An 11,582-nucleotide genomic window follows, 5' to 3' on the forward strand; every position below is an offset into this window, starting at 1 on the left:
TTTTTACTAAATTGGTAGAAACGCTCAGTACACCTTACGACCTGTACCCGTATACATACAGTACAACTGATCAGGAGGGATAAAAATAACGGGGCGGCAATGACCCATCTAAAAGGAGGCAGAACACATTACACATATTACCGTCATTTTGACCCTGATTTCTTTCTTTGTGACCATTATTTTTATATTTTGGAGACCCGGGGGATTAAATGAAGCCGTTCCGGCGTCGCTGGGCGCCATTCTCGTTTTGTTATGCGGAACCGTTTCCTTTCATGATTTGGGGGATATAGGGTCAAAAGTCACCGGAGCATCAATCACCATTATCTCCACAATGATTATGGCGATCGCGCTGGAAAGCTTCGGTTTTTTTAACTGGGCGGCGGCCAAACTGCTTCACCGCGCCAAGGGATCGGGCATCCGGCTTTTTTGGCTGACCAACCTGCTCTGTTTTTCAATGACGCTTTTTCTGAATAATGACGGCAGCGTCTTAATCACCACTCCTATTTTACTATTGGTCTTACAATATCTCGGACTTAAAAGACATCAGAAAACACCGTATTTAATAAGCGGCGTATTAATTGCGACAGCCGCAAGCACCCCGATCGGCGTCAGTAATATCGTCAATTTAATTTCTCTCAAAATGATAGGCATGGACCTTTATTTGTACACCAATATGATGTTTATCCCCGGCACGCTGGGACTGGTGTTTATGGCCTTTCTGCTGTTTGCCGTTTTTTACCGCCGTTTGCCGAAACAGCTCCCCGATATTCCGGTTCATTTTGACTCGCTGGAACACAAACGATATCATCCGCTTCAGCCTCCGCCGGACCCGACCCAAAACAGCCGTACGAACATCATGTTTTGTGTTTTGGCATTTGTATTGTTCGTCCGGATCAGTCTGTTTGCAGCTTCTTACAACGGCATATCCGTTTCGCTCGTGGCTGTCATCAGTTCAGTCATCCTGCTTGGCTGGAGATGGATTTATTTAAAAATCGGACCGGCAGACTTATTAAGGAAAGCGCCTTGGCATATCTTTATTTTTGCCTTCACGATGTACATTATCATCTACGGACTGCATAATATCGGACTGACGGCGCTGCTTGTTCAGTCTATTGAGCCTTATGTCTCACAAAGCATTGCCCACGCCGCATCTATTATGGGCATTGCTACATCCGTCCTCTCTAATTTGTTCAATAACCATCCCGCCTTAATGATCAGCACTTTGACATTAACTGAAATGTCCATCGACCCATTAACCGTAAAAATCATTTATTTGGCTAATATTATCGGCAGTGATATCGGATCATTGCTTCTGCCGATCGGGACATTAGCCACGCTGATCTGGATGCATATCATCAGACAGCACGGCGAAAAAGTTTCTTGGTCAGAATATATCAAAACGACCATTATCGTTGTCCCTCTCACCGTCGTGTTTACCATTACCGTTTTATATGTTTGGATCAGTTGGATTTACCTTTAGCTCCCATGAAAAAAACTGCCTGCTGTATAAGAGAGGCAGTTTTATCATTTATGGCAGGTGCATGGTTTTTAAATGATTCAATTTCCAAAAAACAGTATCGCCGTCTGCATTGGTCAATTCAAGAATATTATCTGAGACATCCTGCAACAGCCCGACTTTATTCGGTATATCTCCTAAATCCAGAATAATCAGCTTCCCGATATATCTTTTTAATTGCTCCTCAAAATTCCGGACAAGGGGCACATTAGCGGGAACAACCGGAAGCTCTGAACTGTTTAATGTATACGGCGTCTGCTCATCGGAATAGGGTGTCAGCCATTTCAAATGATGCATCGAGATGAAAAGAGTCTTATAAACCGGAGAGAAGAAAACAAAATAATCATTTAAAACACTTGTCACATACCCATGAATGGAACGGTCTCCCGTAACAAATATTTCTGTGAATCTGCCTTTTATATGCTGGAGGGTATTCCGGTAAGAAAAGGAATGTTCCTGTTTTTCGGGATGCGGACTTTTTTTTCTTGCGTACGGTTCTTTATTCTCTTCGTCCGGGAGCGTCAATGTCATCCTCTGAAGGTGCAGCAGCGGAATATAAAGAAACGTCCGGCCGTCATGAATCACAATGATATCCTGACCGATATCCAAAAGAGTTCCTGAAAATGTCGTATTCCCCGATATCTCAATATCGACTTGTTTATCCAGAAATCTGCTTAATCCAGCCATTTCATTCCCCCCTCTCCCGCGTTTACGGACAATCTTTCCAATCATTTACGGCCGTGTTTCCACCGATAATCTATTGTCCTTAATACAGTGGCATAGCTATAAGAGTTCTCTTCCTCCCGTTTTGAGGATCGAACGGATCTTGACGACCTTTTCGACTTTTTAGAGGAAGTACGCTGCTCTTCGCGTGATTCTTCTTCATGCGGCTTTTCTTCTTCGGCGCTCTCTTTCTCACCTTTATTCTCGTCGTCTTTATTCTCCTCTTTTTTAGCTGCTCCTTTTGCCCCTTCGCTGATGCTCTTGATATGAAAAGGATAGATCCGCAGCACTTCTTTATCTTTCACAAGAGTGTAGTGGCCGTCGGAATTATCCACAAGTATACCTTCAACGGCTTCAGGACCTCCGCGGTTGATGGATACCCATTTGTGGATCAGGCGTTTAAATATGCCGTGAAAATCATCAGCCATTTCAAATTCCGGGCGCTCCTCCTCTTGGCCGTCCTCTTCTTGTTCCGCGCTGATGCTTTTGACATGGTCGGCGTTAAAATATACAATTCCGTCATCTTCTGTTTCCAGCACGAGAAAATCATCCCCTGTTTCGTGAAGCTTTCCTCTTTTCGATTCCGGACCTCCCTGATTCAATTGCACCGTGCGATTGGTCATCCGGCTGATCAGGTCTTGAAAATCATCAGCTTTTTCACATTCTGCCGCTTCGGCCGGCGATACGGTTTCACTCGTATTTTCCGTCACACTTTTCACGTGTTTCCATTGATAATAAACGATTTTATTATCAACCTGAAGAGCGATATAATCCGATTGAATGTCTGCTAATCTCCCTGTCTTGGACTCCGGGCCTCCCCGGTAGACAGTAATCACTTTTCCTTCCATTGCATGCAAAAAGTTGTCATCAGACCGCTGCCGCTTCGTATTGCGTTTCATCTATTGTCCTCCTAGTCATTTTTCTCATAATGTAAAAAGCATAATGCATATATACGTATCACGATTATTTTCGGGAACTGATTCACCAGCCTATTTGTAAAAAATCTTTCTTCATTTCCAAATCAGATATTCCACCGCTCTAACTCACTGCTGATGAAGGCTGACCGCTCCTTAATGTATTCGCAAATCACTTCAGGCTCCCGGTCAAAGCAATCAATCTCTTCTTTCTTATATGGATCCTTCGCGACATGCGGCCTGATCTGCTCATACAGTGACATGACCTTCGGCTTCATATGTTCAATGGTAAACCGGGTCTGAAGCGTCTCTTCCAAAAGCCGTTTGTACGCTTTGCGGAAATACGGTTCATCCAGAAGCCTTGCAGTCAAGGTATTAAACCCTTGTATTCTGACATAATCGGCCTCCATCCGATCACCATGAATGTCTCTTCCCCACGTCGCATCGTAATCCCACGGAATGACTTCAAAAAGTCCCGTTTCATGATTCCGGTACAAAGCGTAATTATGAACAAATCCATCGTAGTTTGAGGTAAACACGATGCCCGCAAGCCACCTCAAATACTTATCGACGTCCAAGTGTTTGACGATCTCCCCCTTGAACTCTGACTTCGGCACGGTATTAATTTTATAGATCATATCCTGCAAGTATAAATCGTCTTCTTTCGTTCCCGTTTTCTTTTCATAACCAAGTTCGAGCGATGTTTTCGTATCCCGCTCCAGATCACTGACGAGGGAGAAATTGGCGTCGTCATCAACCGCGTAAAAAACAGCCCCGTCCGCCAAATTCCGTTTCGCCAGAAAATATTCATCCACTGACTCCAGCTCAAGATACACCCCCTCATGTCTGCCATTGATTTGCAGGGTTACGAAATTCGCCTTTGGTGACAGCGTCCCAAGCTCCGCGAAGAAATCGAGAGACAGCTTATTCCGCATCATCGACGGATCTTTGTATTCAGCGTTTAAATGTATCTCTTTCGCCCTGCGAAATGTTTTCGGCGAATAAAAAGCGATGTGATACGATTTTTTCTTGAAATCTCTTATATGAGAGCCGCGGTACGCCAGATCAATGTCAAGCCGTTTTTGATTCACTCTCAGCACCGCGGGCACCGGATCATCATCCCAAATGTCTTTTTTCAGCTCCATTAAGTCTTTCGGGTGAATAAACAGCTGGTATAGAGGCAATGTTGATTGGTCTTTCATCAGTAAACCTCCCTGTATTAATTTAGGCTGTGCTTTTTATATAAAACTCAGCGAATCACACATACACTTTTTTCATTCATGCGTACTATGTGGTAGTAAGGATCGCATCCTTAAAACATATATCATGAGGAGGTTTCAAAATGGGCCACTATTCCCATTCTGATATCGAAGAAGCAGTAAAGTCCGCAAGCACCGAGGGATTGGAAGATTATTTGTACCAAGAACCAAAAAGCAGTAAGAAGAGAAAATCTCGCAAGCATAAAAAATCCCGTTCTCACAAAAAATCTCGCAGCCATAAAAAATCGTGCCGCTCTCACAAAAAATCTCGCAGCCATAAAAAATCCCGTTCTCACAAAAAATCTCGCAGTCATAAAAAATCCCGTTCTCACAAAAAATCTCGCAGCCATAAAAAATCCCGTTCTCACAAAAAATCTCGCAGCCATAAAAAATCCCGCTCTCACAAAAAATCTCGCAGCCGTAAAAAATCATGCCGGTCTCACAAAAAATCTCGCAGCCACAAAAAATCATGCCGCCGCAAGAAAAAACGCACGCAGAAAAAAACTTATCGTCCTCATAAAAAAGACCCTTGCAAAAAAGACGATTACTGCAGCAAAACAGAGTACTGGAAAGACGGGAACATCTGGGTTGTAAAGAAAAACTACAAGTAACACCATTCGTAAATAGGCTGCCGGCTAAACGGAAGCCTTTTTCCTCAATCAGATATATGCCACGTGATAAGATATGCAGCCGGTTTTCTTTTGTTGTGTTTCCGAATTTTCTTTCTGTATAATCAGGTCATACGATAAAGAAAGGCGGCCGAAATCATGCATATCTTACGAGCAGACGAACTGAACGCAAAAGACACTTACAAATTGCTTTCGGGCACAGTTGTTCCCCGGCCGATCGCATTTGTCACTACGCGGTCATCCATCAACGGCGCCGTAAACGCGGCGCCCTTCAGTTTCTATAACGTTGTCTCCGCAGAACCGCCGCTTCTGGCCATCTCAGTCAGCCGCGCGGACGGTCGGCAGAAAGACACCGCGAGAAACGCAATCGCTCATCGGGAATTCGTGGTGCACGTCAGTGATGAGTCCATTATTGAAGACATTAACAAAACGGCGGCAAGACTTGATCCTGATGTCAGCGAACTTGGCATGACAGACTTTTCTGTGACAGACAGCGCTTGCATCAGCGTTCCCGGTATAAAAGAAGCAAAAGTGAGGTTTGAATGTATACTCGAACGCCATCTTCCGTTCCAAAATGACAGCGGAGAAACGACGACAGACCTCATCATCGGCAGAGTCGTTTGTTTTCATTTGAATGACCAAGTATATGACGCCGATAAAGGCTACATACGGACAGATGAGCTGAAGCCTGCGGCAAGGCTCGCGGGGAACGAATACGCCAGACTCGGGAAGACATATACACTTGTACGCCCGACCTGAAGCAGGAACCATTATAATAGAAGAAACTAGTCAAAAAGACCCCTTTCGTAAGGGGTCTTTTTTGAGTCTTTTACCATGTAACTCAGCCTAATGTCTTATAGAATGCCGAAACTTACAAGGCCCTCACCCGTATGAAACGAGTGACACATTTTTAGGAGGCAGACGATGGATTTCATTCAGTTACTGGTTTTTTCAGCCGTATTTATTTTGCTCAGCCTTATGTTTCAAGTATTTGCCGTCAAAGTTCTCAATTTGCCAAAGCCTGTTAAAAAGCAGAAGCCGATAAACGGCACACATCGATTAATCGAAATCACACTGCTTATTACGGGCATCGCAGCGGTGACTTTTTTCAATGAAATGTACGTATTTGCGGGAGTTGTTTTCATGCTATTTTTCTGCAGCGGCTTAATGGAATGGCGGCACCGGCGGGAGGAAAAGCAAAATGTGTACGATTCTTTTTACGCGGGTCTTTCTGCCGCGCTTGGCGTGCTTATTTTTTTCATCAGTTAGCGTAGTCTATACTCCTGCGGCCGCTCCGTCGCCGCGCGGGTCGGCCCCGCCTTGGAGAAAGCCTTCTTCATCAATGACGATCGCTGCCGCATGGCCCATAAGCCCGTCAAAATCACCAACGGTCTCGACGCGGTGGCCGCTCTGCCTTAGGGCTTCTCTCGTTTCAGGGCTGATTCTGCTTTCAACCCTCAGCCCTTCATACTCCTCTCCCCATGTCCGTCCCCAGACCCAGCGCGGCTCATTGATCGCCTGCTGGGGGTCCATTTTGTAATCAATGATGCGCGTAATCATCGCTGTCTGAGTTTGCGGCTGGCCTTCTCCTCCCTGGGTTCCGTACAGGATGTGAGGCTTTCCTTCTTTACAGGTCATCGCCGGCATGAGGGTGTGGAACGTCCGCTTGCAGGGTTCAAGTGTATTGACATGGGATCCGTCCAGCGAAAAAAATGACCCGCGGTTTTGCAGCAGAATGCCCGTCTCCCCCGCTGTAACGGCAGATCCGAACTCGAAATAGAGGCTCTGAATAAAGGAAACGGCATTTCCTTCCGCATCGGCGACGGCGGCATAAGCTGTGTCGCTTCCGACCGGCCGGCTTACCGCCGGCGCAGCCACGTTACCGATTTCTTCCGCGAGCTGCTTTGCATACCGTTTATCAAGCAGCCGATCCAGCGGAATATGAGAAAATGCCGGATCAGTCAGCACTTCATTCCGGTGCTGAAAACTCTTCTTCAGCGCCTCGATCAGCAGATGATAATAGTCAAAGGAACCGTGTTCAATCTGAGAAAAATCATAGTTTTCCAATATATTGAGCGTCATTAAGCCTGTAAAACCCTGTGAATTCGGCGGAGCCTGATAGATTTTGCACCCGCGGTAATCGGAGGATACCGGGTTCGTCCACTCGCCGCGGTGGGCTTTAAAGTCATCAAGTGTCAGACGGCTGCCGTTGTTTTGCAGAAAGGATGTGATGCGTTGAGCGAGGTCTCCTTCATAAAAAGCGCTTCTGCCTTTCTGGGCAAGCTGCTCCAAGCTGGCCGCCAGATCCTTTTGGACAAACCGTTCACCGGGCATGGGCGCTTTTTTGTTTCTCGTAAAAATGGCCGAGGTGTAAGGCACCGAGGCTAAAAGAGCGAGATTACGTTCTGTGTGGGCGCACTGGTCGGCGGACACCGGAAATCCGTTTGCCGCATAATCAAGAGCTGGCTTCAGCACCTCAGCGAGCGAAAGACGCCCGTACGCCGAAAGCACGGCATCCCAGCTGTCCGCCATTCCCGGAACGGTAATGGCGCTTTCTGTCCCGCGCAGAGGGATCGCTTCTCTGCCCCGATACAAGTCTCTCGTCACATGCTTCCCTGAACGGCCGCTCCCGTTATAAGCTTTGATTCGTCCCGTTTCTTTATGGTAAGTGAGCCAAAATGAATCCCCGCCAAGACCCGTCATATGCGGATACACGACTGCCAGACAGGCGCTGACCGCCACTGCCGCGTCAAATGCGTTTCCGCCCTTTTCCAGAATGCCGGCCCCCGCCTGAGAAGCGAGATAATGCGGACTGACGACCATTTGTTTCGTTCCGATGGTTGAAGTATTCATGGCAAGCCCCTTTACAAATTTTCTCAAGTATAAAAAGCGGCTTCGCGGCCATCCACATTCCTGAAAGAAAATCTCACACATTATTTACTTTTCGATAAGAAATAATTCTAAGTTATTACGTATCGAAAACAATAAAAAATTTCTCCCTTCATACCGTAACGTTTCATGATACAATAATGTCTACCAAATGAAGGAAGGTGAAGCGGGTTGGAACATGAATACAGCATTCCGAATCTTGTCCTTGATGAAACGGATAAACAGATTCTTTCGATTTTGCACGAGGAAGGGAGGATTTCCTATACAGACGTAGGAAAGCGGGTTAACCTGTCGCGAGTGGCGGTTCAGCACCGCATTCAGCATTTACTCGATGCCGGTGTGATTGAAAAATTCACCGCTGTCATCAACCCGGCGAAAATCGGCCGCCATGTGTCCGTGTTTTTTAATGTGGAGGTGGAGCCGCAGTATTTGGAGGAAACCGCATTAAAGCTTGAAAAGGAGCCGGCCGTGACAAGCCTTTATCATATGACCGGACCGAGCAAGCTGCATATGCACGGCATTTTCGCAAATGATCAGGAGATGGAAGAGTTTTTGACAAAACGGCTCTATACGCAAAAAGGCGTCGTCAGCGTCGACTGCCAAATGCTGATTAAACGGTATAAAAGCAGAACGGGCATGAAGCTGTAAGGAGGACATAGCCATGAAACATCCCTATTGGGACATTACGGCGGCGATGGTCCGAACGGGCATTTTCGGATTCGGGGGCGGCCCGTCGGTGATCCCGCTCATCCGCCATGAAGCCGTCAATAAATACAAATGGATAGATGATGATGAATTCGGAGAAATATTAGCGATCGCAAATGCGCTTCCCGGACCGATTGCCACAAAAATGGCCGCGTATCTGGGCTTTAAGCTGAAAGGCACGTTAGGCGCAATCGTGGCAACCCTTGCCCATATTCTGCCTACATGTCTTGCTATGGTAGGCTTGTTTGCGGCTGTCAATGTCTTAAGCCACTCAGCAATTGTTGCCGGCATGATTGGCGCCGTAACACCGGTAATCGCCGTCATGCTCGGCATTATGGCGTACGAGTTTGGCCAAAAAGCGCTTAAAGGTTTCGGCTGGGTCACGGGCATTCTGTTTTTTATCATCGCTTTTATCGGCCTGCAAACGCTGCAGATCAATCCCGGCTTTGTCATTATTATTTTCTTAGCATACGGCGCGTTTCATTTTAAATTGAAAGACAAAATCACAAATAAACGTTCAAAAGATAAAGGAATGTCTGCCTCATGATCATGATTTATGTATTTATGGCGTTTTTTGTCGCAAACGTACTCGGATATGGAGGCGGACCGGCGTCGATCCCGCTGATGTTTGAAGAAGTCGTCAACAGATACAGCTGGCTCTCAAACGATCAATTCTCAAATATGCTCGCGCTTGCGAACGCATTGCCGGGCCCGATCGCAACCAAAATCGCGGCGTATGTCGGCTACAGCGCAGGCGGATGGCCCGGGTTCCTGATTGCGCTGATCGCCACCGTCGTACCGTCGGCGCTCGCTTTGATCGTCCTCTTGCGCATCATTCAGCGCTTCCGCCAATCACCCGTCATCAAAGGCATGACGCTGTCCGTCCAGCCCGTCATCGCCGTCATGATGCTCATTCTTACCTGGCAAATCGGCGCAGACGGCATCAAAGCGATCGGCTGGGTTCAAGCGATAGTGATTGCGGGGATTTCCCTCCTTGCCTTGACAAAATTCAAGATGCATCCGGCCTTCCTGATTATCGCGGCGTTTTTGTATGGAGGTCTTGTGGTTCCTCATTTATAGAAAAAAGCACCTGGACAGGTGCTTTTTGTTTCAGTCCCGATATGCTGTTCGATATAGATAACTGTTTCTTCGTCTATGCTTCTTACATGTGGTTCCTGTCATCCCCCCAGATGGCCTGATCAATAAAAAACATTTGCAGCCTCCCGGACTGCAAGTGTTACACGTGATTTTTCCGATAAAACGTTCGCAAAACATGCGTTTCAAGGTCAGCCAGACGGACAGGGATCGGCAGCCTGCTGTCTCGATTGATCATTTTCATTGTGATCTGATAGCTGCTTTCTAAATCAATGTTATGTCCGCAAGACAAGAAGATAGGCTTCACGTCCCGCCGTGTCCGAAGCGCCCGGCCATATACCTCGCCGTCAATGAGAATATCGGTGTAGGCGCCGACTTCATTTTCGGGCATCTCAAAATCGCAGCCTTTGATTTTAAGATAGGTTTTCGCAATCCCAATCGTCGGCTTACCCAGAAAAAAAGCCGCATGGGTGGCAACGCCCATATGATTGTAATGCAGATACCCGTTGCCATCAAACAAAAACACATCCGGCTCCGCCTCCAGCTTTTTGGCCGCTTCGATGATCAGCGGCAGCTCGCGAAACGCGAGGAAACCGGACACATACGGCACACTGATTTTCCCCATGCTGTGCACTTTTTCAATCACTTCTTTTGTATCAGCGTCAATCACGATGATACTGCATACGCCGTACGGTTCCCCGTCCTGCTCCCAATAAGCGAGGTCGACGCCTGCGCATGTGTTGACGGAGTCTGGATGGATGACGGGGGATAGGTTGATTCTATGTATTAGGGATTGTTGTGTTTGAACAAAATCCGATTCATCTTTTAGATCAAAATCGTGAATTTGATGTATTTTCATTTTACTTGTTTTCCTCTCTTAAAATAGTCTTCGCTCTCAGTCGTCCTGTGTGTCGATCTAGCGAAGACTCCTTCAACAAATTATATCTTTTATTAAAATTCATTTTTCATTTCTTTCATAAAAATAAGGTCCAATTGTTTAAGTAATTCTTTAAGTTCAGTACACATAATATCTTCTAAAGGATTTCCCCAATCTTCGTTTTTTATCAGTTCAATGCCATAACTGCCGGTTGGATCGCCTTCTGGGTACCACCCTACATCAAGCAGCAAATTTTTAGTTTTACGAGAAATCTGGAGGAGGTCTTGATTAAAGTCAAATAACCAAGCATCATCATTTTCCTCTAGAGTTTTAGGGTCAGTATCTTTTAATGTAATATAATCAACAGTCCAGCCCGCCGGTATCTTAAGCCTTAAGAAATTGGGAACATGTTGGCTTAGCTGCTGCAAACCCTCTAAAACCCCACTTCCCACAGTCCAGATTTGATATTCTAACTCTTCCAATAATTGTTCCATTTCATTAAAAGAGTCTTCTTTATAAATCTTATCCTTTTTCAAGCCCGCTACTATGAGATGGTATTGATCATTTTGAAATATTACCTTAATAACAGCATTACGTTTTTCATTTTGTAGTTTTAGCAGTTCATATTTTTCTTCCATTCTTTTTTCTGAATTTAAATTGTTCTGTACTACAGACCAGCCATTACAGATTTTTAATGGCTGCAATTGAGAAATTTGATCTCTGTCCATCCTGCTTCTCCTTGTATTCCACATTGTTATATTATCTATAAAAAAACTTGCCGATGACAACACGGCAAGCTCTTAACTATAGCAATTCTAATACATCAGTAAACAAGGCATCTCCTAATGTTATTCTCTGGGATGTATATTCGCTTTTGGAACATCTAATTTATTATGTTTTCTTACCATGAGAACCTCTGTTAGTAACTATTCATTTCCTAATCTTTAATTTTAATAAGGTTCAATCTCCTTATCG

13 protein-coding genes are annotated in these 11,582 nt (G+C 45.6%); 7 read left to right on the top strand and 6 right to left on the bottom strand.

Annotation, left to right across the window (positions count from 1 at the left end):
* The first annotated feature begins 148 nt into the window (after positions 1-148).
* Positions 149-1,480, top strand: coding sequence for an arsenic transporter (locus NYE42_RS18010; RefSeq protein ID WP_015418370.1), 1,332 nt, complete (start codon positions 149-151; stop codon positions 1,478-1,480).
* Positions 1,481-1,528: 48 nt separating this feature from the next.
* Here the strand turns inward: NYE42_RS18010 and NYE42_RS18015 are convergent, their stop codons facing one another.
* From NYE42_RS18015 to NYE42_RS18025, 3 genes are all read right to left on the bottom strand, one after another.
* On the bottom strand, positions 1,529-2,203 hold the full coding sequence (locus NYE42_RS18015; RefSeq protein WP_007407530.1) for a hypothetical protein: 675 nt from the start codon (positions 2,201-2,203) through the stop codon (positions 1,529-1,531).
* 41 nt (positions 2,204-2,244) lie between these two features.
* Positions 2,245-3,138: a hypothetical protein gene (locus tag NYE42_RS18020; RefSeq protein ID WP_007614229.1), complete on the bottom strand. Its 894-nt coding sequence runs from the start codon at positions 3,136-3,138 to the stop codon at positions 2,245-2,247.
* A gap of 122 nt (positions 3,139-3,260) precedes the next feature.
* Entirely contained in the window at positions 3,261-4,355 is a 1,095-nt protein-coding gene (locus NYE42_RS18025; protein ID WP_007407532.1) for a CotH kinase family protein, read from the bottom strand.
* 140 nt (positions 4,356-4,495) lie between these two features.
* Here NYE42_RS18025 and NYE42_RS18030 point away from each other — a divergent pair, with 140 nt between their 5' ends.
* The 3 genes from NYE42_RS18030 to NYE42_RS18040 all read left to right on the top strand — a co-directional run bounded on the left by NYE42_RS18030 (position 4,496) and on the right by NYE42_RS18040 (position 6,310).
* Positions 4,496-5,023, top strand: a complete 528-nt coding sequence (locus tag NYE42_RS18030) for a spore gernimation protein GerQ (protein WP_326244807.1) — start codon at positions 4,496-4,498, stop codon at positions 5,021-5,023.
* A 156-nt stretch (positions 5,024-5,179) separates the two neighbouring features.
* A complete protein-coding gene (locus NYE42_RS18035) occupies positions 5,180-5,800 on the top strand; it encodes a flavin reductase family protein (protein ID WP_007407534.1) in 621 nt (206 codons plus the stop codon).
* Positions 5,801-5,965: 165 nt separating this feature from the next.
* The gene (locus tag NYE42_RS18040; RefSeq protein ID WP_032867449.1) at positions 5,966-6,310 is read left to right on the top strand and encodes a DUF4181 domain-containing protein; all 345 of its coding nucleotides are present in this window, start codon (positions 5,966-5,968) and stop codon (positions 6,308-6,310) included.
* A 6-nt stretch (positions 6,311-6,316) separates the two neighbouring features.
* Here NYE42_RS18040 and ggt read toward each other — a convergent pair whose 3' ends face one another.
* Entirely contained in the window at positions 6,317-7,894 is a 1,578-nt protein-coding gene (ggt, locus tag NYE42_RS18045) for a gamma-glutamyltransferase (RefSeq protein ID WP_047936264.1), read from the bottom strand.
* A gap of 207 nt (positions 7,895-8,101) precedes the next feature.
* Here ggt and NYE42_RS18050 point away from each other — a divergent pair, with 207 nt between their 5' ends.
* Genes NYE42_RS18050 through chrA form a run of 3 tightly spaced genes read left to right on the top strand, consistent with a single transcriptional unit; the run spans position 8,102 to position 9,715 of the window.
* Positions 8,102-8,578 (top strand): Lrp/AsnC family transcriptional regulator, encoded by a 477-nt coding sequence (locus tag NYE42_RS18050; RefSeq protein ID WP_007407537.1) that lies wholly within the window; start codon positions 8,102-8,104, stop codon positions 8,576-8,578.
* Between the two features lie 13 nt (positions 8,579-8,591).
* The gene (gene chrB / locus NYE42_RS18055) at positions 8,592-9,182 is read left to right on the top strand and encodes a chromate efflux transporter subunit ChrB (RefSeq protein WP_015418372.1); all 591 of its coding nucleotides are present in this window, start codon (positions 8,592-8,594) and stop codon (positions 9,180-9,182) included.
* The gene (gene chrA / locus NYE42_RS18060) at positions 9,179-9,715 is read left to right on the top strand and encodes a chromate resistance efflux protein ChrA (RefSeq protein WP_015418373.1); all 537 of its coding nucleotides are present in this window, start codon (positions 9,179-9,181) and stop codon (positions 9,713-9,715) included. Before chrB ends, chrA begins: the two co-directional genes overlap by 4 nt.
* Positions 9,716-9,872: 157 nt before the next feature.
* On the opposite strand, the gene NYE42_RS18065 is transcribed toward chrA, so the two are convergent.
* Together NYE42_RS18065 and NYE42_RS18070 are read right to left on the bottom strand one after the other, a co-directional pair.
* Positions 9,873-10,589 (bottom strand): endonuclease V, encoded by a 717-nt coding sequence (locus NYE42_RS18065; RefSeq protein ID WP_268556803.1) that lies wholly within the window; start codon positions 10,587-10,589, stop codon positions 9,873-9,875.
* A gap of 92 nt (positions 10,590-10,681) precedes the next feature.
* Positions 10,682-11,335, bottom strand: a complete 654-nt coding sequence (locus NYE42_RS18070; RefSeq protein ID WP_352426626.1) for a hypothetical protein — start codon at positions 11,333-11,335, stop codon at positions 10,682-10,684.
* Positions 11,336-11,582: the final 247 nt, after the last annotated feature.

The organism is Bacillus sp. FSL K6-2865, from assembly GCF_040311405.1.
GTDB classification, from domain to species: domain Bacteria; phylum Bacillota; class Bacilli; order Bacillales; family Bacillaceae; genus Bacillus; species Bacillus velezensis.